General features: G+C 73.3%; 20 protein-coding genes and 1 pseudogene. 14 read left to right on the top strand and 7 right to left on the bottom strand.

Translation table 11 applies throughout. The annotated features are described in order from the left end of the window. Positions 1–55: 55 nt before the first annotated feature. Positions 56–1,252 (bottom strand): MFS transporter, encoded by a 1,197-nt coding sequence (locus JK359_RS12370; RefSeq protein ID WP_307788079.1) that lies wholly within the window; start codon positions 1,250–1,252, stop codon positions 56–58. Positions 1,253–1,668: 416 nt separating this feature from the next. On the opposite strand from JK359_RS12370, the gene JK359_RS12365 reads away from it, so the two are divergent. Then, complete coding sequence (locus JK359_RS12365; protein WP_201834980.1) at positions 1,669–2,064, top strand: luciferase domain-containing protein; 396 nt, start codon at positions 1,669–1,671, stop codon at positions 2,062–2,064. Between the two features lie 12 nt (positions 2,065–2,076). On the opposite strand, the gene JK359_RS12360 is transcribed toward JK359_RS12365, so the two are convergent. Next, the gene (locus JK359_RS12360) at positions 2,077–2,856 is read right to left on the bottom strand and encodes a DeoR/GlpR family DNA-binding transcription regulator (RefSeq protein ID WP_201834978.1); all 780 of its coding nucleotides are present in this window, start codon (positions 2,854–2,856) and stop codon (positions 2,077–2,079) included. A 236-nt stretch (positions 2,857–3,092) separates the two neighbouring features. On the opposite strand from JK359_RS12360, the gene JK359_RS12355 reads away from it, so the two are divergent. Next, positions 3,093–3,974 carry an SIS domain-containing protein gene (locus JK359_RS12355; RefSeq protein WP_201834976.1) on the top strand — a complete coding sequence of 294 codons (882 nt, stop codon included), beginning with the start codon at positions 3,093–3,095 and terminating at the stop codon, positions 3,972–3,974. Positions 3,975–4,006: 32 nt separating this feature from the next. Then, the gene (locus JK359_RS12350) at positions 4,007–4,891 is read left to right on the top strand and encodes a class II fructose-bisphosphate aldolase (protein ID WP_201834974.1); all 885 of its coding nucleotides are present in this window, start codon (positions 4,007–4,009) and stop codon (positions 4,889–4,891) included. Positions 4,892–4,972: 81 nt separating this feature from the next. Here the strand turns inward: JK359_RS12350 and JK359_RS12345 are convergent, their stop codons facing one another. Beyond that, positions 4,973–6,106 carry a methyltransferase gene (locus tag JK359_RS12345; protein WP_201834972.1) on the bottom strand — a complete coding sequence of 378 codons (1,134 nt, stop codon included), beginning with the start codon at positions 6,104–6,106 and terminating at the stop codon, positions 4,973–4,975. Between the two features lie 67 nt (positions 6,107–6,173). Between JK359_RS12345 and JK359_RS12340 the strand changes: the two genes are divergently transcribed. The 3 genes from JK359_RS12340 (at position 6,174) to JK359_RS12330 (ending at position 8,616) form a co-directional block, all read left to right on the top strand. Beyond that, a complete protein-coding gene (locus tag JK359_RS12340) occupies positions 6,174–6,824 on the top strand; it encodes an alpha-ketoglutarate-dependent dioxygenase AlkB family protein (protein ID WP_201834970.1) in 651 nt (216 codons plus the stop codon). 48 nt (positions 6,825–6,872) lie between these two features. Then, complete coding sequence (locus tag JK359_RS12335; RefSeq protein ID WP_201834968.1) at positions 6,873–8,120, top strand: ROK family protein; 1,248 nt, start codon at positions 6,873–6,875, stop codon at positions 8,118–8,120. A gap of 118 nt (positions 8,121–8,238) precedes the next feature. Then, complete coding sequence (locus JK359_RS12330) at positions 8,239–8,616, top strand: VOC family protein (protein WP_201834966.1); 378 nt, start codon at positions 8,239–8,241, stop codon at positions 8,614–8,616. A 91-nt stretch (positions 8,617–8,707) separates the two neighbouring features. Here the strand turns inward: JK359_RS12330 and JK359_RS12325 are convergent, their stop codons facing one another. Together JK359_RS12325 and JK359_RS12320 are read right to left on the bottom strand one after the other, a co-directional pair. Further along, the gene (locus JK359_RS12325) at positions 8,708–9,292 is read right to left on the bottom strand and encodes a DUF4865 family protein (protein WP_201834964.1); all 585 of its coding nucleotides are present in this window, start codon (positions 9,290–9,292) and stop codon (positions 8,708–8,710) included. Positions 9,293–9,313: 21 nt separating this feature from the next. Beyond that, positions 9,314–9,913, bottom strand: a complete 600-nt coding sequence (locus JK359_RS12320) for a TetR/AcrR family transcriptional regulator (protein ID WP_201834962.1) — start codon at positions 9,911–9,913, stop codon at positions 9,314–9,316. Between the two features lie 174 nt (positions 9,914–10,087). Between JK359_RS12320 and JK359_RS12315 the strand changes: the two genes are divergently transcribed. From JK359_RS12315 to JK359_RS12305, 3 genes are read left to right on the top strand one after another with little or no spacing between them, the layout of a single operon-like run. Beyond that, positions 10,088–10,378: an SHOCT domain-containing protein gene (locus JK359_RS12315; RefSeq protein ID WP_201834960.1), complete on the top strand. Its 291-nt coding sequence runs from the start codon at positions 10,088–10,090 to the stop codon at positions 10,376–10,378. After that, positions 10,375–11,124, top strand: a complete 750-nt coding sequence (locus tag JK359_RS12310) for an ABC transporter ATP-binding protein (protein WP_201834957.1) — start codon at positions 10,375–10,377, stop codon at positions 11,122–11,124. Before JK359_RS12315 ends, JK359_RS12310 begins: the two co-directional genes overlap by 4 nt. Then, complete coding sequence (locus JK359_RS12305; RefSeq protein WP_201834955.1) at positions 11,121–13,682, top strand: ABC transporter permease; 2,562 nt, start codon at positions 11,121–11,123, stop codon at positions 13,680–13,682. The genes JK359_RS12310 and JK359_RS12305 overlap by 4 nt, the downstream gene beginning before the upstream one ends. A gap of 299 nt (positions 13,683–13,981) precedes the next feature. On the opposite strand, the pseudogene JK359_RS38970 reads toward JK359_RS12305, so the two are convergent. Further along, positions 13,982–14,527 (bottom strand): annotated as a pseudogene (locus JK359_RS38970) (ATP-binding protein); the annotation flags it as partial. Between the two features lie 207 nt (positions 14,528–14,734). Next, on the bottom strand, positions 14,735–15,058 hold the full coding sequence (locus JK359_RS12295) for a hypothetical protein (protein ID WP_201834951.1): 324 nt from the start codon (positions 15,056–15,058) through the stop codon (positions 14,735–14,737). 302 nt (positions 15,059–15,360) lie between these two features. Here JK359_RS12295 and cds1 point away from each other — a divergent pair, with 302 nt between their 5' ends. The 5 genes from cds1 (at position 15,361) to JK359_RS12270 (ending at position 19,257) form a co-directional block, all read left to right on the top strand. Beyond that, entirely contained in the window at positions 15,361–16,485 is a 1,125-nt protein-coding gene (cds1, locus tag JK359_RS12290) for an L-cysteine desulfhydrase Cds1 (RefSeq protein WP_201834949.1), read from the top strand. Between the two features lie 229 nt (positions 16,486–16,714). After that, positions 16,715–17,914 (top strand): ATP-binding protein, encoded by a 1,200-nt coding sequence (locus JK359_RS12285; RefSeq protein WP_201834947.1) that lies wholly within the window; start codon positions 16,715–16,717, stop codon positions 17,912–17,914. Continuing rightward, positions 17,911–18,309 carry a roadblock/LC7 domain-containing protein gene (locus tag JK359_RS12280; RefSeq protein ID WP_201834945.1) on the top strand — a complete coding sequence of 133 codons (399 nt, stop codon included), beginning with the start codon at positions 17,911–17,913 and terminating at the stop codon, positions 18,307–18,309. Before JK359_RS12285 ends, JK359_RS12280 begins: the two co-directional genes overlap by 4 nt. Continuing rightward, positions 18,306–18,680 (top strand): DUF742 domain-containing protein, encoded by a 375-nt coding sequence (locus JK359_RS12275; RefSeq protein ID WP_201834943.1) that lies wholly within the window; start codon positions 18,306–18,308, stop codon positions 18,678–18,680. Before JK359_RS12280 ends, JK359_RS12275 begins: the two co-directional genes overlap by 4 nt. Next, a complete protein-coding gene (locus tag JK359_RS12270) occupies positions 18,655–19,257 on the top strand; it encodes a GTP-binding protein (RefSeq protein ID WP_201834941.1) in 603 nt (200 codons plus the stop codon). The genes JK359_RS12275 and JK359_RS12270 overlap by 26 nt, the downstream gene beginning before the upstream one ends. Positions 19,258–19,292 lie beyond the last annotated feature (35 nt).

Here is a 19,292-nt window from a genome sequence, read left to right as displayed (position 1 = left end):
CCGGCAGGGCCCGGAGCAGAAGCGTGCTCACCGGCCGGCGGGCCGCCGCGGGAGGTCAGCGGCCCAGCGCCCCGCGCGTCGACACCCCGATGACGGCGGCCACGGCGGCCAGCGCGGCCACACTGGTCAGCGCGGTGGGGAGGGAGAACCAGTCGGCCATGAAGCCGATCGCGGGCGGGCCGAGGAGCATGCCTCCGTAGCCCAGGGTGGAGGCGACGGCGACGCCGGACGGGCCGGCCAGCGCACCGGCCCGCTCCACGGCGACCGGGAAGAGGTTGGCCAGTCCGAGGCCGGTGACGGCGAAGCCGGTCAGCGCCGCCCCCACGGAAGGGGCGAGGGAGCCGAGCAGCATGCCCGCGGTCGCGACGGTGCCGCCGGCGATCACGGTACGGGCCCGGCCGAAGCGGGCCAGCAGTGTCGACCCCGTCAGCCGGCCGACGGTCATGGCCAGCGCGAAACAGGCGTACCCGGCGGCCGCGGTACCGGCGGAGGCGGCGAGGTCCTGCTGGAGATGGAGCGCGCCCCAGTCGGCCATGGCGCCTTCACCGTAGGCCGTGCACAGGGCGACGAGCCCGAGGACGACCACGAGCCCGCGCGCGGCCGGCTGCCGTGCCGTGCCGGCGGCCCGCGTCGGTGTCCGCTCCGGCGGCACGGGCGGCGCCTGCCGCAGCAGGGTGCGCCCGGCGACGGCCGTGACGAGCAGCCCGGTCACGGTGAGCCCGAGCAGATGACGGGTGGGGGACAGGACGCCGGCGGCCAGCCCGCCGAGGCCCGCCCCGACCATGCCGCCCAGGCTGAACGCGGCGTGGAAGCTCGGCATGACCGGCTTGCGCAGGGCGGCCACCAGGTCCACGGCGGCGCTGTTGAACGCCACGTTGACCCCGCCGTAGCCCGCGCCGAACAGCAGCAGGACGGCCCCCAGCGCCGGTGCCGAGTGGGTGAGCGGGGGCAGTGCGACGCTGAGTGCGAGCACCACCATGCAGACGACGGTCACGGGATGGCTGCCGTAGCGGCGGCACAGCCGGCCGGTCAGGGTCATGGTGAGGACGGCGCCGGCGGAGACTCCGAGCAGCGCCAGGCCGAGGGCACCGGCGGAGGCGTGCGTCTGGTGCTTGATGTCGGGGATACGGACGACCCACCCGGCGAAGATGAAGCCGTCCAGGGCGAAGAACGCGGTGATCGCCGCACGCAGCGGGGTGAGGCTCGGGCCCGGCACCACGCTGTGCGGACGGGTTTTGTTTATTTGCGGCACAAACTCAGGGTAGGGCGGGCCGGGCGGGTGGGGCAAACCAGTTCGTCAAGGGCCTGCCTCGCGAGTCGTCCTGCGGGGGCGCGGAGTCGTCCCGTGGGGTACCGAGTCGTCCGGTGCGGGCAGGGAGCCGTGCGTTCGCAAGGTCGCCGAGTCGTTCGTCCGTGGTGGCGCGGGGTCGTACGTCCGTGCCGGCGGCGGCCGGCGACGAGGTCAGGGCCGCTCGAAGGGGGTGTCCGGGTGGGCCCCGGACCGCGGTGTCCGCCCGCCCCTGTCCGGTGTGGGGGCAACCGCGGCCAGGGGGGCGGGCGTTCGAGGGGTGGGCATGCGTACGGGTCGTGGAACGTGCGGGGGATACAGGTCGGTTAATGCTTGCTCACGAGCTGGTTGCGAGCGGGTGAGCGCGCCATGATGGGCCCATGACGTTGGCCTCGCGCGCGCTCGCACAACTGGCGATCTGGCCGGACCTGAGACCGGCCGTGCCGAGCTGCGGTCTGGGGCGGGCGGTGAGTTCGGTCCACGGCGAGATCGCCCATTTCCACTCCGAGCGCGATGTCGACCTGCGGCTCACCGACCGGGCCGTCCGGCGGCTCGCCAAGGACCTCAAGGACTCCGGGGCGATCAGGATCGTTCCGGGCTCGCAGTGGGTGACCCTGCGCCTCGACGCCGCGAGCGACGTCGATCTGCTGCTGACCCTGGTGAGCGTGGCGCTCAAGGCCCAGCAGGCCTGGCCCGAACCGGGGGACCGGCCGGCGGCCGGCTGCAACGACCAGCGGGGTGCGGGGTTCGTGAAGGCCGACCTCGGCGCGTTCTGAAACAGTCGCCGCTCAGACCGCCAGGACCGCCACGCCCGCCTCCTCGAACCGGTGTACCGTCTCCTGCCCCACCGCCGTGTCCGTCACCAGCGTGTCCACCAGTTCGGCCCCGCAGATCCGGGCGAACGCCCGCCGGCCCAGCTTGCTGGAGTCGGCGGCGACGACCACCCGCTCGGCCCGCTCGCACAGCAGCCGGTTGATGGCGGCCTCCGCCTCGTCGTGCGCCGCCGCCCCGTGCGTGACGTCGAAGCCGACGACACCGAGCACGGCGACGTCGAGCGTGATCTGGCTCAGCACCCCGTCCGCGAGCGGACCGATGAGTTCGTACGACTGCGCACGCGCCACCCCACCCGTCACCACGATCTTGAACTGGGGCCGTACGGCCAGCTCGTTGGCGATGTTGAGGGCGTTGGTGACGACGGTCAGCGCGGGGGAGCCGGTGGACAGGTCCCCGCGCACGGCGAGCGCGCGGGCCACCTCCGTGGTCGTCGTACCGCCGGTCAGCCCCACCGCCTCGCCGGGCGCGACGAGTTCCGCCACCGCCTTGGCGATGCGCTGCTTCTCGGAGGCGCGGCGGGCGGTCTTGTAACGCAGCGGGAGTTCGTACGACACCCCGTGCACCACCGCGCCGCCCCGGGTGCGCACCAGCATCTGCTGTTCGGCGAGCTGGTCGAAGTCCCGGCGGATCGTGGCCGCGGACACCGCGAGTTCGGCCGCCGCCTCCTCGACCTCCAGCCGGCCGCGCTCGACGAGCAGTTCCAGCAGCGCCTTCCAGCGGGCGTCCCGGGACATCCGCGGCCTCCGTTCTCCGGTCGTTCCCCTGCCGACCGGGGCCAGGGCTCCGCGGCCCCGACCGGTCGGTCGTCCGACCGCTCACCGGCCGGCTCACCGACCGTTCGCCGATCATTCCGCGATCTTCCCCGGTCTCCCAGCGACCCTAGCGCACCCGCTCCTGCGCGCGAATGCTTGATTGTGCTCGAAAGCTGGCTATATCTTGCAGGAACAATCAGTAAGGGGAGGGTGTGGGCATGACCCATGTCGAGAACGAGCTGAACAGCCAGCCGGAGTGCTGGACACGGGCGGCGGAGCAGGCGGGGCGACACCGGGACGCGCTGCCCGAACCGGGGGAGCGGGTCGCCGTCGTCGGGTGCGGGACCTCGTACTTCATGGCGCAGGCGGTGGCCGCCCTGCGTGAGGGGGCGGGGCAGGGCGAGACCGACGCCTTCGCCGCCTCCGAGTTCCCGCACGGGCGGCCGTACGACCGGATCCTGGCCCTCACCCGCTCCGGCACCACCACCGAAGTGCTGGAACTGCTGGGGAGGGTGCGGGGGCGGACGCGCACCACCGCCGTCACCGCAGACCCCGCCACCCCGGTCGTGTCGGCCGCGGACGCCCTGGTGGTCCTGGACTTCGCCGACGAGCGTTCCGTCGTGCAGACCAGGTTCGCGACCACCGCGCTCACCCTCCTGCGGGCCCATCTCGGGCTGCACTCCGACACCGTCGTCGCCGACGCGCGCACCGCCCTCGCCACACCCCTGCCCGAAGGGCTCGTGGAGTGCCGGCAGTTCACCTTCCTCGGGCGCGGCTGGACCGTCGGACTCGCCAACGAAGCCGGCCTGAAGATGCGCGAGGCCTCCCTCGCCTGGACCGAGGCCTACCCGGCCATGGAGTACCGGCACGGCCCGATCAGCATCAGCACCGGGGGCACGGCCACCTGGATGCTCGGCGAGGCACCCGACGGGCTCGCCGGACAGGTCCGCGCCACCGGCGCGTCGTGGATCGACGGCGGACTCGACCCGCTCGCCGAACTCGTCCGCGTGCAGCGCCTCGCGGTGGCCGTCGCCGCCGCCCGGGGACTCGACCCCGACCGGCCCCGTCACCTCACCCGCTCGGTGATCCTCGCCCCCTGAGCCGCACCGGCTCCCGTCCCGGAAGGACGCACGTGCCCCTCGCAAACACGGGCGAACTGGTCATCCGTGCCACCGCAGCCCGCTCCGCCGTCGCCGCCTTCAACGTCATCACCCTGGAACACGTCGAGGCCGTCGTCGCCGGCGCCGAGACGGCCGGCACGCCCGTCGTCCTCCAAGTCAGTGAGAACGCCGTCAAGTTCCGCTACGGGCGGCTCCTGCCGCTGGCCCGCGCCACCGTCGCCGTCGCCGAACGGGCCACCGTACCGGTCGCGCTCCACCTGGACCACGTGCAGAGCGACGACCTGCTGCGACAGGCGCCCGACGCCGGGTTCAGCTCCGTCATGTACGACGCCGCCCGCCTGCCCTACGCCGAGAACCTCGCCGCGACCCGGGCCGCCGCAGACTGGGCGCACACCCAAGGGCTGTGGATCGAGGCCGAGTTGGGGGAGATCGGCGGCAAGGCCGGGCAGGGCGGGTGGGGGCGGACCGTCCGGGCTCCGCTGGACGCGCACGCACCCGGCGCCCGCACCGATCCCGGCGAGGCACGGGACTTCGTCGCCGACACCGGAGTCGACGCCCTGGCCGTCGCCATCGGCAGCGTCCACGCCATGACCAGCCGCACCGCCGCCCTCGACCACGGGCTGCTGGGACGGCTGTCCGCCGCGGTGACCGTTCCGCTCGTCCTGCACGGCTCCTCCGGCGTACCCGACGACGGGCTGGCCGCGGCGGTCGAGGGCGGCATCGCCAAGGTCAACGTCGGCACCGCGCTCAACGTCGCCATGACCGGCGCGATCCGGGAGTTCCTCGCCGCCCATCCGGAGGCCGTCGACTCCCGGAAGTACCTCAGCGTCGGCCGGGAGGCGATGGCCCGGGAAGTGGCCCGGATCATCGGTGTCGTCACCGGCACCGCCGCCTGATCCGGCCGCGGCACACGGCCGGGATCCGGTCGCGGCACACGGCCGGGATCCGGCCGGGACCGGGCCCCCCGCCCGGCTTCGTCAGCCCTGCTTGACGGCCCGCAGCACGACGAACTTCGGGTCACCCGCGACGAGTCGGCTGTTCCCGAACAGGCGCTTCAGCTTGACGTGGTAGCCGAGGTGGCGGTTGCCGATCACCCACAGCTCGCCACCCGGCCGCAGCGCCCGCTTCGCCCCGGTGAACATCCGCCACGCGGTCGCGTCGGTGGTCGCCTGGTGGGAGTGGAACGGCGGGTTGTTGAGGACCAGGTCCACGCTGCCGGGCGCCACCCCGGCCAGCCCGTCGCCCACCCGGAACTCGGCGTGTCCCGGCACCCCGTTCGCCTTGTACGTGGCCTCCGCCGAGGCCACCGCCTGGAACGACTCGTCCACGAACAGCACCTCGGCCGACGGATCGGCCAGCGCCACCGCCGTACCGACCACGCCGTTGCCGCACCCGAGGTCCACCACGCGCCCGGCGCCCGGGCCGGGCAGGTGCCGGAGGAAGAACCGGGTGCCGATGTCCAGCCGGTCGGCGCAGAAGACGCCCGCGTGGTTCACGACCGTGCGTCCCGACACCACTCCGGTGTCGTCGGGCAGGGCATAGCTGTGCGGCCACGGGTTCGCGGGCCGCTCCAGCGCCGGGTCCGGGGTGCAGAAGATCAGCCGCGCCTTCTGCTGCGCCAGCGAGGTCCGGGTCGGCCCGAGGATCCGCTCGAACAGCCGCAGCGTAGAGGTGTGGATCTCCTTCACCATCCCGGTGCCGATCACCACGGTGTCCGCGTGCACGGCCGGCGCCAGCCGCAACAGCTGGTCCTCCAGCAGCGCCAGGCTCTTCGGCACGCGCACCAGCAGCACGTCCACCCGCTCCGGGGGCGGGTCCTGCGTGGTGAGCAGCCGTACGGCACCCGGCTCGGCGCCGGACCGCGCCAGGTTCGCCCGGGTCGCCTCCTGGCTCAGGAAGGAGTCGGTGATCTGTGTCGGCCGCCGCTCCGCCAGCGCGGTGACCAGGGCGCCCCAGCGGTCCCCGACCACCACGACCGCACCCGTGAGCGGCACCCTCTCCTCGGCGAGGTGGCGCAGCAGGTACGCGTCGGAGGCGTCCCAGGCACGCAGCCGGTCGCGCGGATCCTCGGGGAAGCGGGTCAGCTCGGCCTCGCCCCACGGTGTCGTCATACGGTCGCTCATCGTGCGTCCAGGCTAGCGGAGCCGCAGATCAGAGGCGGTGGGGCAGGATGGGGGCATGGAGGACGAGCTGTTCCCCCGGGAGCGCACGGAGGTCGCGACGGGCGCCGTGCACGTCCCGGACTGGCTGGACGGCGAGCGGCAGCGCGCCCTGCTCGGCGCCTGCCGGGAGTGGGCACGCCCGCCGGCCGGGCTGCGCACGGTCCGCACCCCCGGCGGCGGCACGATGACCGCACGCCAGGTCTGCCTCGGCTGGCACTGGTACCCGTACGCCTACGCCCGCACGGTCGTCGACGGCGACGGCACTCCCGTGAAGCCGTTCCCGGACTGGCTCGGCGCGCTGGCCCGCCGGGCGGTGACCGATGCCCTCGGCCCGGCCGCCGTGCCCGCGGCCCCGTACGACATCGCGCTGATCAACTTCTACGACGGCGACGCACACATGGGCATGCACCGTGACGGCGACGAGAAGGCGGACGCGCCGGTCGTCTCGCTGAGCCTCGGCGACACCTGCGTGTTCCGCTTCGGCAACACCGGGACGCGCGGGCAGCCGTACACCGACGTGGAGCTGCGCAGCGGCGACCTGTTCGTCTTCGGCGGCCCCTCCCGGTTCGCCTACCACGGCGTACCGCGCGTCCGCGCCGGCACGGCGCCGGACCGGCTGGGCCTGACCGGTCGGCTCAACATCACCCTGCGGGTGAGCGGCCGGTAGCCGGCGGCGCCGGCCACCCAGGATGCGGATCATGGGAGACTCCCCCTCATGAGCGGCAAGGCGGAACCCCGCACGGCGGGGGAGAGGACCACCTCGAGGGCGCGGCTGGACCGGGGGCGCGGTGCGCTCGGACCCGCGCTGGAGCTGGTGCACACCGGGAGGGCACCGACCCGGGCCGTGCTCACCGCCGAACTCGGCGTCACCCGCGCCACGGCCGGTGCCGTGGCCGCCGAGCTGGAGGCGCTGGGCCTGATCCGGGTGGACGCCCGGCCCGGCTCGGCGGCCGGCTCCCAGGGGCGCCCCTCGCACCGGCTGGAGGTCGCCGAGGACGGGCCGGTGGCCCTCGCGGCACAGGTCCACGCCGACGGCTTCCGGGCCGCGCTGGTCGGCCTGGGCGGGCGGATCGTGGCGACCGCGCCCGGCTGCGAGACCGTCGACGCCGACCCGGCCAAGGTGCTCGGGTCCGTGGTGGAGGCGGGCGCGGAACTGCTGCGCACGACCGGGCGGCGCTGTGTCGGCGCCGGACTCGCCGTGCCGTCCGCCGTCGCCGAACCCGACGGCCTGGCGCTCAACCCCCTGCACCTGGCCTGGCCCGTAGGCGCCCCCGTCCGGCAGACGTTCGCCGAGTGCGTGCGGGCCGCCGGCCTCACCGGACCCGCCTTCGCAGGCAACGACGTGAACCTCGCCGCGCTCGCCGAACACCGGCACGGCGCGGGCCGGGGTGCGCGGGACCTGCTGTGCGTGGCGACCGGGCACCGGGGTGTCGGCGGCGCGCTCGTCCTGGACGGCCGCCTGCACACCGGCAGTTCGGGCCTCGCGCTGGAGGTCGGCCACCTCACGGTCAACCCGGAGGGCCGGCCGTGCCACTGCGGCAGCCGCGGCTGCCTGGACGTCGAGGCCGACCCGCTGGCGCTGCTCGTGGAGGCGGGCCGCGAACCCGGTCCCGAGGTGTCCCTGCTCCAGCAGGCCAACGACCTGCTGCGCACGCAGTACGGCGACCCGGCCGTGCGCACGGCCGCGGAAGCCCTCATCGACCGCCTCGGTCTCGGACTGGCCGGCCTGGTCAACATCCTCAACCCGGACCGCATCATCCTCGGCGGCCTGCACCGCACCCTGCTGGACGCGGACGCGGACCGGCTGCGCGCGGTGGTCGCCGACCGCAGCCTGTGGGGCCAGAGCGGCGGGGTGCCCATCCTCCCGTGCACCCTGGACCACAACAGCCTGGTCGGCGCGGCCGAACTCGCCTGGCAGCCGGTCCTGGACGACCCGCTGGGCGCGCTGACCCGGGGCGTCTAGAACGCGTCCCTGCGCCGCCGCCGCGGGGAGCGGCCCGGTTGCCCAGTCCTGCCGCACGCGCGCCGGATGCTGTCCACGCACCTGGACGGCGGCGGTGGTACATGATCGGATCGGCGGCATGGCTTCCTCGATCCGTCACATCACCGTCGATTCCGCCGACCCCTACACGCACGCCGGCTTCTGGGCGCAGGCCCTGGACGGCTCGCTCGCCGACGACGACTTCCCCGGGGATCCGCAGGCCCTGGTCACGTCTGCGGCCGGCACCCTGCTGTTCGTGCGGGTCGACGACCCCAAGGCCGCGAAGAACCGCGTGCACCTGGATCTCCAGCCGCAGGACCGCACCCGCGACGAAGAGGTCGAGCGCCTGCTCGCGCTCGGTGCCGAACTGCACGAGGACCACCGGCGGCCCGACGGCACCGGATGGGTGACGCTGCGCGACCCGGAGGGCAACGAGTTCTGCGTGGAACGCAGCGCCGGGGAGCTGGCGAACAGCTGACGTCCGGGTGCGGCACGGGAAGAGGTGGTCGTGCGCGTCGCGCACGCGCTGTTCCTCCGGCCGGACGCCGCCGAGGACGTACGGGCGCGGCTCACCACTGCCGCCCGCGCGGGAGCCGGTCCCGGCCGGGCGCGGACAGGTGCAGCACCTGGAAGACGTCGCCTTCGGCCTTCGGGCTGTCGCGGTCCCACAGCGAGAAGTGCACGAGTTCCCAGGTGTGCGTGTCGACGGCCGCCGCGGCGAGCACCGCGCCGTCCGCGGCCGCCAGCCGTCCGGTCTCGGCCACCGCGTCCGCCATGAAGGCCGCCAACTCCACGCCGTCCGGCACCGGTCGGCGACGGCGGACGGCGGTCGTGGGCGCGGAAGCGGTCGCGGCGCCCTCCTCGAAGGCCAGGCCGGTCCACTGCCGCACGGCCGGCCGTCCGAAGTCGCCGACGGGCCCCTGGAAGGCTCCGCCCCACAGGAATCGGTTCATGCCCTCCACGGTGTTCCAGAGGTAGAACGGGCCGTACTGATTCACCGGCGAACCGTGCACCCCCCGCTCGCGCATCACGTACGTCTTGATGCCGAGACCGTCCCAGTCGTCGAGCAGATGCCCGGCCCGGGCGACACGGGAGCGGATCCTGCCCATGTCGTAGTCGGCGGGCAGGGTGAACTCGTACTGCATGGCGTGCATCCGGGGTCCTTCCGGGCGGGTTCAGGCGGGCTGGTCGCTCACTCCGGGAGTCCGGGGCGAGAGCAGGGCGAGCAGGCCGCGGACGCCGGCGTCGAAGGCGGCGGGCGAGCCGGCGGCACGCGCGAGGACGTAGCCGCCCTGCACGGTCGCGAGGACGGCTGCGGCGATCTCCGCGCCGTCCAGCTCCGGCGCGAACTGCCCCAGCCGCTTGCCCTCTTCGACGACCCCCGCGATCCGCTCGCGGACAGCGGCGATCGTCTCGTCGACCGGCGCGCGCAGCTCCGGACTCGCGATCACGTCCGGATCCATGGTCAGCCGGCCTACCGGGCATCCCCGCAGCACGTCACGCTCGCGCAGCAGATACGCCTCGATGCGCTCGTACGGCGTGCCCGGGCCGGCGAGGACGGCCTCGGCGGTGGCCCGCAGTTCCTCCGCGGTGCGCCGGATCGCGGTCAGGGCGAGGTCGGGCTTGCCCTTGAAGTGGTGGTACATGCTGCCCTGGCCGGCGCCCGCGCGCTCCAGGATCGCCTTGGGGCTGGTCCCCACGTATCCGCGTTCCCACAGCAGCTCGCGGGTGGACTCGATCAGTCGTTCCGAGGTGCTCACGCACTCACTGTACATACTAGTAGTTACAGACTCCAGGGCGCGCGTCCGCCGGTAGCAGTCGTGCCTCGTGGCCGTACTCCCCGGGAGGTACGCGCGGTGCCGCCGGCCGCACGACGACCCGGACCCCCTCCCGGCGGGAGTCTCGGGACATCGCCCGAAGACCGAACCCGACGAGGGAGATGACCCGCGATGCAGACCCTGGCGAACTGGGACGGCGGACCCGGCCCCTGGATCCTGTTCTTCCCGCTGATCTGGGCGGCCGTCGTGCTCGGCGCCGTCACCGTCCTGCGCCGCACCGGCCGGCGCGGCCGCGGCGGGCCCTGGCGGCCCCTGGACGCCGGACGCCCGGCGGGCGACTCGCCGCTCGCGGTCCTCGGCCGGCGTTTCGCCTCCGGCGAGATCGACGAGGACGAGTACTGGCGCCGCCTGTCCGTCCTGGAGGAGCAGTTCGGCCGCGCGGCCAAGGGCGGTGCGGCGTGACCACGACGACCGAGCCGCGAGCCGCGGCCCGTGTGGTGGACGCCGTGAAGGTGTACGGCGCCGGCGACACCGCCGTACGCGCCCTCGACGGCGTCGGCCTCGCCTTCCCCGCCGGACGCTTCACGGCGATCATGGGACCGTCGGGCTCCGGCAAGTCCACCCTCATGCACTGCGCGGCCGGCCTCGACACGCTCACGTCCGGCACCGCCTGGATCGGCGACACCGAACTGGGCGCCCTGGACGACCGCCGTCTCACCCTGCTGCGCCGCGACCGGGTCGGCTTCGTCTTCCAGGCCTTCAACCTGGTGCCGACGCTGACGGTCGCGGAGAACATCACGCTGCCCCTGGACCTGGCGGGGCGGCGCGGCGACCGGGAGTGGATCGACGCGCTCGTGGACGTCGTCGGACTGCGCGACCGGCTGCACCACCGGCCTTCGGAACTCTCCGGCGGCCAGCAGCAACGCGTGGCCGTGGCCCGGGCGTTCGCCGGCCGCCCGGACGTCGTCTTCGCCGACGAGCCGACCGGCAACCTGGACTCCCGCTCCGGCGGCGAGGTCCTGGGCCTGCTCGGCCGTGCGGTACGGCAGACGGAACGCACGGTCGTCATGGTGACGCACGACCCGGTGGCCGCCGCCCACGCCGACGAGGTCGTCTTCCTGGCCGACGGACGGCTCGTCGACCGGATGGAGGCGCCGACCGCCGACAAGGTCCTCGACCGCATGAAGGCCTTCGAGGTGCGGTCGTGAACGCATCCCTGCGGCTCAGCCTCAACTCCCTTCGCGCACACCGGCGTCGCTTCGCCGGCACGTTCCTCGCCGTGTTCCTCGGGGTCGCCTTCCTGACCGGCACCCTCGTCATGGGCGACACGCTGCGCGCGAGCTTCGGCAGCATGTTCGGCGAGGCCACCAGCGGCACCGACGCCGTCGTACGCGGTGCCGACGCGATCACCGCACCCGGGGAGGCCCAGGGCGTACGGCGGCCGGTGAGCATCTCGCTGGTGCGGAGCATCGAGCGCGTCCCCGGCGTGGCGGCGGCGGCCCCCCAGATCCAGGGCGCGGGTCAACTGGTCGGCGCCGACGGCGAACCCGTCGGCGGGCAGGGGCCGCCGACCCTCGCCGGCAACTGGATCACCGACCGCGACCTCAATCCGTACCGGATCGCCGAGGGCCGCGCCCCCGCCGGTCCCGGCGAGGTCGTCGTCAACCGGGGCGCAGCGGCGAAAGGCGGCCTCGAGATCGGTGACACGACCGTCCTGCGCACCCCTGACCCGGTACGGGTGACCGTCGTCGGACTCGCCACCTTCGGCGGCCAGGACGGCATGGCGCAGGTGACCTTCACCGGGATGACCCGGGCCGATGCCGAGAAGTACCTCACCGAACGGCCCGGGCAGGCCACGAGCATCCAGGTGCGGGCGGCCGACGGCGTCTCCCAGCGGGAACTGGTGCGGCGGCTGGCTCCCGTGCTGCCCAAGGGGGTCGAGGCCATCACCGGGCAGCAGTCGGCGCGCGAGAACACCGACATGATCTCCAGCCAGTTCCTGACCGTGTTCACGGCCTTCCTGCTCGTCTTCTCCGGCGTCGCCCTGCTCGTCGCCACGTTCTCCATCCACAACACCTTCGCCATCGTGGTCGCCCAGCGCACCCGGGAGAACGCCCTGCTGAGGGCCCTCGGTGCCGCCCGTGGCCAGGTCACGGCCGCCGCGCTCGCCGAGGCCGCGGTGGTCGCGCTCACCGCCTCCGCCGCCGGACTCGCGGGCGGCACCGGTGTCGCCGCCGGGCTGCAGGCGCTCTTTCCGGCGATCGGATTTCCGTTCCCCGAGGGCGCCTTGGTCATCAGGACACCGTCGATGGTCCTGCCGCTCGCGGTGGGCCTCGTGGTCTGCCTGGGCTCCGCGCTCCTGCCGGCCGTGCGCGCGGGACGCACCGCCCCCCTGGCCGCGCTGCGGGAGACCGCCGTCGACACCTCGGGCGCCTCCCGGAGCCGCGCGATCACCGGTACCGCCCTCGCCGTCCTGGCCCTCACCGCCACCCTCTCCGGCGTCCTCGCCTCGCCGTCCCTCCGGCTCGCGGGAGCCGGCGCTCTGCTCGCCCTCGCCGCCTTCGTCGTCCTCGGCCCGGTCGTGGCCACCACCGCCGTACGGCTGCTCGGCGGCCCGCTGGACCGGCTGCGCGGAGTCACCGGCGCACTCGCCCGGCGCAATGCCCTGCGCAGCCCGAAGCGGACGGCCGCCACCGCGAGCGCGCTGATGACCGGAGTGGCCGTGGTGTCCCTCTTCACGGTGTTCGGCGCCTCGCTCAAGGCCACGATGGACCAGACCGTGTCCCGGTCCTTCGCGGGCGATGTCGCCGTCAGCACCCCGTCGTTCGGCGCCGGCGGCAGCGGACTCAGCCCCCGGCTCGCCCCCGCCCTGGCACGGCTGCCCGAGGTGGACACCGCGGTCGGGCTCGGCAAGGCAGTCGCCGAGGTCGACGGCGCCGGACGGGAGCTGACGGTCACCGACCCGGCCGCGCTCGCCCGCGCCTTCGACCTCGGAACGGTCACCGGGTCGCTGCGCGGCCTCGGCAGCGACGGCCTCGCGCTCACCCGGACGGAGGCCGACCGGCAGCACCTGCGCCCCGGCGACACGGCCCGGCTCACGTTCACCGACGGAAGGACGGACACCTTCACCGTCCGTGCGGTCTACGGCCCGTCCCAACTCGTCGGCGACTACGTCATCACCCGTTCCGCCTGGGCGCCGCACCGCACCCAGGACTCCGACCGGCTGATCGCCGTCACCTTCGGGCGGGGAGTGGGTGCCGGTGCGGGCGAGGCGGCGGTGAAACGGGCCGCCGCGCGGTACGGGAACCCCGAGGTGCAGACGCGGGAGGAGTACGCACGGTCCTCGGCGGGCGGCATCGACATGATGCTGACCCTCGTCTACGCCCTGCTCGCCCTCGCGGTCGTCATCGCCCTGCTCGGGATCGCGAACACCCTCACCCTCGCCGTGCACGAACGCACCCGGGAACTCGGCCTGCTCCGGGCCGTCGGTCAGACCCGCGCCCAGTTGCGGGCCATGGTCCGCTGGGAGTCGGTCCTGGTCGCCGCGTTCGGCACCGTGGGCGGCCTCGGTCTCGGCGCCTTCCTGGGATGGGCGCTGGTGAAGGCGTCCGACGGAGTGAGCGACTCCGCCTTCGTCTTCGCCCTCCCACCGCTCCGGCTCACCCTGGTCGCCCTCGTCGGCCTCACGGCAGGCGTCCTCGCGGCCCTCCGCCCGGCCCGCCGAGCGGCCCGGCTGGACGTGCTGCGGGCTGTCGCGGCGGAGTGAACAGCGCCCCGCGCCCCCTCAGGTGGGGGCGCGGGGTGTCAGGCCGTCGTCGAGCCGGCCCTCACGGAGGGAGCGGGAGCGGCGGCCGGTGCGGCACCCTTGGAGACCCGAGCACCGGCCCCGGCACCCGCGGGAACGGGCGCTGCCTCCGCGACGGACGCTCCCGAGGCGACGGAAGCCCCTGCGGGAAGGGACGCTCCCGCGGGAACAGGCGCTCCCGCGGGCACCGCTCCCGCGGGAACAGGTGCTCCTGCGGGCACGGCTCCCGCGGGAACAGGCGCTCCTGCGGGCACGGCCACCGCCGGGACGGGCGTTGGTGCCGGCGTCGATGACGGCATTGCGGCCGCTGCCGGCACCCCGGCCGCTGCCGGGGCCGGCGCCGCCCGCGGCGTGGGCCGTGCCGGACGACTTCGGCCGGCAGTCGTGGCCGCTGCCGTGGCCGGCAGCGTGAACCACACGACCTTGCCGTTCTCGCCGTCCGGCCGCGCGCCCCAGCTCTCGCTCACGGCGGCCACCATCGCCAGGCCCCGCCCGCAGGTGGCCAGCGGGGTGTCGTCGGCGGCGTCCGGGGCGTCGACCGGTACCGGAAGGCGCGGATCGTGGTCCCGCACCGACACGGTGAGCCGGTCCGGGAGGAGTTCCAGCTCGACGGTGCAGGACTTGTCGGGCCTGGCGTGACGGTGGACGTTGCTGAGCAGCTCCGTCACACCGAGCGCGGCTCGGTCTATCAACGGGTCCATATGCCAGTAGCGCAACTGCGCAGATACGATTCTGCGGACCTGGCCGATCCGCGACGGCAGGGCTTGGAGCTCCACCGTGCAGTGCCTGCTTGGGTGACTGATCACGGCTGCGACTCCCCGATGTGAGGTCCGGAGGAACCGGAAGAAACACGGAGAACAACGGATCCAGCAGGGTGGCTTGCGTCCAAACGTCCGCCTGCTGTCGTGGCCGGCGGGCTGGTTCGCAGCGTTATCGCCGGTAAACCCAGAGTGACGTGAGAACAGCGTGACGCAGCGGAAGCGCTCCCGCAACTCGCCGCGACGGTACGCCGTTCAGCCGCCGCGCCCCGCCGCCCGGCGGACCGCCTCGATGAACCGCCGTGCCGCGGGCGGCCCCGGCTGCTCCGGCGCGGGATCGTGCTCGCCCAGCGTCAGCAGGTACCGCGTACCGTTGACGTCGGCCAGCGCCCGGTCCTCCGGCGCGAACCACGGCTTGGACGCGCGCACCGCCTGCACCGGAGCGCTGTCGATCTCGCTGCCGTAGCTGGTGAGCAACTGCAGCCGGCCGTCGCTGATCCGGACCTGCCCGGCCCGGGTGAGCGAACGCAGCCGTTTGCCGATGCGCACGCCTGTGGCCGTGAACTCCGGCTCCGCCATGTCTCGCCGCCCCCTTGCGGTCTGCCCGTGGACCGGTGCGCCCTCGTTCGGGAGGGCGGTCCCGTCGCGTGCAGTCTGCCCCCATGCGGCGAGGAGCACCAGTACGCGCGGGACGGGTGCGACGAGGGCCCGAAGCACTTCGGCCCGTGCGCCCCCAGTCCGCTCGCACGCATGTGCCACAGCGCCTCTTTGGGCCGCCCAAAGATGCGTTTATGCAGGTGGGAAGCGGTGTGAAAGGTGCCTATGCTCGACTTGCCGGCCCGCGTGAGGCGCCGTCGGCGAAGAGCGTAAGGAGCCCTGCCGTGAGCAGCACCCCCCGAGCCGGAACCGGCGCCACCCTCGACGTCGACCGCAGCGACCCCGCCTACCGCTCCTGGCTGAAAGAAGCCGTCCGCAAGGTCCAGGCCGACGCCAACCGGTCGGCGGACACGCACCTGCTCCGCTTCCCGCTGCCCGAGCGCTGGGGCATCGACCTTTACCTCAAGGACGAGTCCACCCACCCCACCGGCAGCCTCAAGCACCGGCTCGCCCGTTCCCTGTTCCTCTACGGCCTGTGCAATGGCTGGATCCGGCCGGGCCGCCCGGTGATCGAGGCGTCGAGCGGCTCGACGGCGGTCTCGGAGGCCTACTTCGCCGGTCTGATCGGTGTGCCCTTCATCGCGGTCATGCCGCGCACGACGAGCGCCGAGAAGATCCGCCTGATCGAGTTCCACGGTGGGCAGTGCCACTTCGTGGACGACTCACGGAAGATGTACGAGGAGTCCGCACGCCTGGCGGTGGAGACCGGCGGCCACTACATGGACCAGTTCACCTACGCCGAACGCGCCACGGACTGGCGCGGGAACAACAACATCGCCGAGTCGATCTTCCGCCAGCTGCACCTGGAGCGGTTCCCTGAGCCGGCCTGGATCGTCGCCACGGCCGGCACCGGCGGCACCTCGGCGACCCTGGCGCGCTACGTCCACTACATGCAGTACGACACCCGGATCTGTGTCGCCGACCCCGACAACTCCTGTTTCTTCGAGGGCTGGACCAGCGGTGACCCGGACGTCACCTGTGACTGCGGCTCGCGGATCGAGGGCATCGGCCGGCCGCGCATGGAGCCGAGCTTCGTGCCCGGTGCGATCGACCGGATGATGAAGGTCCCGGACGCCGCCAGCGTGGCCGCCGTACGGGCCCTGGAGGGTGCCATCGGCCGCAGGGCGGGCGGTTCCACGGGCACGGGGCTGTGGAGCGCCCTGAAGATCGTCGCCGAGATGGTCGCCGAGGGCCGTACGGGCAGCGTCGTCACGCTGCTGTGCGACCCGGGCGACCGGTACCTGGACAAGTACTACTCGGACGCGTGGCTCGCGGAGCAGGGGCTGGACATCACGCCGTACGCGGCGACCATCGACTCGTTCCTGGCGACGGGCGTGTGGCCGGACTGAGCCGGCCGCGCCCTCGGGCCACCCGCCGGCCGACGGGCGGGTGACGGGGGTGTGTGGGTTTGGTGACGGCTCAATTGAGGCCCTGGGCAAGCGTGTTGTGTGGAGCTGACTGATAAGATCATCCCACTTTTCAGTGGGCTGACGGCGTGTCATGTACGCGTCTGGGGGACAGTCACAGGCACCATCGCGCGCTGATGCTCCTGGCGCGATGCGACTTGAAGAGAGTCTCATGACGTCATTGACCCGGGATCCACTGCTGTGGATCTTGCTGGTGGTGCTCGTCGCTGCGGTCGTCGCGGTGATGCGGGCCCGGAGAACCAACATGGCGCTCCGAAGAACGAGGAAGGACCTGGAGGCAGGACTGGGGGAGGCCCGCGGTGACGTCGGCCAGCTGCACACGCACATCGCCGGTCTGACGGCGCAGCATCAGCGGGACCTCGCGGACGTACGGGCCGACGCCGAGGCGGCGACCAAGGCGGTGCTGAAGTCGGCGATGGGCACGCTCCAGTCGCTCGCCGAGGAGCAGCAGGTTCTCCTGGACGGTCTGCTGAAGAAGTACGGCGACACCACGGACGTCCTGGCCGACCTGATGACGGTCGACCACACCGGCAGCCAGTTCGGCCGCCGCGCCAAGGGCATCTCCGTACTCTGCGGCGGATGGCTGGGCCGGCGCGAGGGCGCCGCCACCGTCTACGACGTCGCCCGCAGCGCCCAGGGCAGGATCAGGGACTTCGACCGGGTCGGCGTCCACTCGCAGGTCAACGTCTCCCTCATCGGCAAGGCGGTCGAGCCGGTGGCCGTCGTACTGGCCGAACTGCTCGACAACGCGACGACCTACAGCGCGCCCGGAACGCCGGTCGAGGTCAACATCCAGACCGTACCGACCGGTGTGTGTTTCATCGTGGACGACGCCGGGCTCGGCATGGACCAGGAGACCAAGGACCGGGCGGCGGCACTGCTGGCCGTCGACGGCCCCGTCGACATCACCGGCCTCGGCGACCCGCCGCGGTTCGGCTTCGCCGTGTGCGGCATGCTCGCCGCCCGCTACGGCTTCGCCGTCTCCGTCGGTTCCGTGTCCCCCTACGGCGGAGTACGTGCAGTGATCCGTGTGCCCGAAAGCCTTCTCGCGGCCGAAGTGCCTGCCCCCGCCGCCCCGCAGGACGCCGAGGGAACCGAGGCGGCCCCCCAGCGACTGGCGCCCGTGCCGGTCGTCGGCCCCTCGCACGTGGTGGGAACGACCTCGGGTGGTCTGCCCAAGCGCCGGCGCCGCAACGGCCCGGTGACGGTGGTCCCGGCCCTCGACACCGCCGGCCGGCAGGAGACGTCCGAGCCGGCCAGCGAGGTCACGGCGTCGCGGATCGGGGCGTTCGCGCGCGGCACACAGCTCGGTCGCACCACGAACACCACGGAAGGACCTGACAACAAGTGAAGATCGACCTGTCCTGGGTGCTGAACGACGTGCTCGAGGTACGCGGAGCCCGGCACGCGATCCTCGTCTCGGGTGACGGCCTGCTGCTGCAGCGCTCGGACGACATCCCCCGGGACGACGCCGAGACGAACGCCGCCGCGATGAGTTCGATGCAGTCGCTCAGCCGCGCCGTCGCAGGGTTCGTGGGAGCGGGACACGGCATCTGGAAGCAGACCCTGCTGGAGTACGACGGCGGCTGGATCTTCCTGATCGCCGCCGGCCAGGGCTCCTACCTCGCCGTCTCCGCCGCGCTGGACGTCGACATGGAGGCCATGTCGTTCCGCATGCAGAAGACGGTGTCGGGCCTCAGCAAGGCCATGAGCGTGGCACCGCGCTCGGACGGTGCCGGCGTATGACGCGGCCCGGCGAGGAAGCCTCCGTCACCAGTGACTTCGTCCGCTCCTACGTCATCACCGGCGGCCGGACCCTGCCGGCCCCGGACGACCTGGCGCTGCACACCCTCGTCACCCTGGCTCCCGAGCGGACCCCTCCGCTGGGAGCCGGCCCCGAGGTGATGGCGATCTGGGAGCTGTGCGCGGGCGGCTACCTGTCGGTCGCCGAGGTGGCCGGCCACGTGGGGCTGCCGGTGGGGGTGGCCCGGCTGCTGCTGACCGACTTATCCGAGCAGGGCCACCTCCTGCGCCGCGCCGAGCCGCCCCGGGCTCAGAACGTTGACAGAGCGACCCTCGAGAAGGTTCTGCATGGACTCCAATCCCTCATCGGCTGAGACGGCCCCTGGATCCATCTACGTCTCCAGCGCGGTGACCAACGCTGCCAAGATCCTGGTCGTCGGCCATTTCGCCGTGGGCAAGACGACCTTCATCGGCTCGCTGTCCGAGATCACCCCGCTGCGCACCGAGGAGAAGATGACGCAGGCGTCGCTCCACGTGGACGACCTGCGGGGCGTGACGGACAAGGCGACCACCACCGTCGCCCTGGACTTCGGCCGCCTGACCCTCAGCGACGAACTCGTCCTGTACCTGTTCGGCACCCCCGGACAGCAGCGCTTCATGCAGCTGTGGGAGGACATGGCCCGCGGCGCGCTCGGGGCGCTGCTCCTGGTCGACCCCGCCCGGCTGGAGGAGACCTTCCCCGTCATCGACCTCGTCGAGGGTTACGGCCTCGAGTACGCCATCGCGGTCAACAGTTTCCAGCCGGACCGGAACTACGAGGAGACGGAGGTCCGCGAGGCCCTCGACCTGCTCCCGGACACCCCCGTGGTCTACTGCGACGCCCGCGACCGGCAGTCCTCCGCCCATGCGCTCATCGCGCTCGTGCGTCATCTGCTCGCCCGAGCAGCCTGACACGCCCAACGACCCGGACCACCGGCCCGGAGCCA

The organism is Streptomyces actinomycinicus (assembly GCF_016741775.1).
GTDB lineage: Bacteria > Actinomycetota > Actinomycetes > Streptomycetales > Streptomycetaceae > Streptomyces > Streptomyces actinomycinicus.
The sequence above is the reverse complement of the archived record's forward strand: the minus strand, read 5'-3'. Positions and strand labels throughout refer to the sequence as shown.

Bases quoted from the DNA above. Each gene is read 5' to 3' on its own strand.
- JK359_RS12365 (WP_201834980.1), top strand. From the start codon at position 1,669: ATGACGTTGGCCTCGCGCGCGCTCGCACAACTGGCGATCTGGCCGGAC.
- JK359_RS12360 (WP_201834978.1), bottom strand. From the start codon at position 2,856: ATGTCCCGGGACGCCCGCTGGAAGGCGCTGCTGGAACTGCTCGTCGAG.
- JK359_RS12355 (WP_201834976.1), top strand. From the start codon at position 3,093: ATGACCCATGTCGAGAACGAGCTGAACAGCCAGCCGGAGTGCTGGACA.
- JK359_RS12345 (WP_201834972.1), bottom strand. From the start codon at position 6,106: ATGACGACACCGTGGGGCGAGGCCGAGCTGACCCGCTTCCCCGAGGAT.
- JK359_RS12340 (WP_201834970.1), top strand. From the start codon at position 6,174: ATGGAGGACGAGCTGTTCCCCCGGGAGCGCACGGAGGTCGCGACGGGC.
- JK359_RS12335 (WP_201834968.1), top strand. From the start codon at position 6,873: ATGAGCGGCAAGGCGGAACCCCGCACGGCGGGGGAGAGGACCACCTCG.
- JK359_RS12330 (WP_201834966.1), top strand. From the start codon at position 8,239: ATGGCTTCCTCGATCCGTCACATCACCGTCGATTCCGCCGACCCCTAC.
- JK359_RS12325 (WP_201834964.1), bottom strand. From the start codon at position 9,292: ATGCACGCCATGCAGTACGAGTTCACCCTGCCCGCCGACTACGACATG.
- JK359_RS12320 (WP_201834962.1), bottom strand. From the start codon at position 9,913: ATGTACAGTGAGTGCGTGAGCACCTCGGAACGACTGATCGAGTCCACC.
- JK359_RS12315 (WP_201834960.1), top strand. From the start codon at position 10,088: ATGCAGACCCTGGCGAACTGGGACGGCGGACCCGGCCCCTGGATCCTG.
- JK359_RS12295 (WP_201834951.1), bottom strand. From the start codon at position 15,058: ATGGCGGAGCCGGAGTTCACGGCCACAGGCGTGCGCATCGGCAAACGG.
- JK359_RS12285 (WP_201834947.1), top strand. From the start codon at position 16,715: ATGACGTCATTGACCCGGGATCCACTGCTGTGGATCTTGCTGGTGGTG.
- JK359_RS12275 (WP_201834943.1), top strand. From the start codon at position 18,306: ATGACGCGGCCCGGCGAGGAAGCCTCCGTCACCAGTGACTTCGTCCGC.
- JK359_RS12270 (WP_201834941.1), top strand. From the start codon at position 18,655: ATGGACTCCAATCCCTCATCGGCTGAGACGGCCCCTGGATCCATCTAC.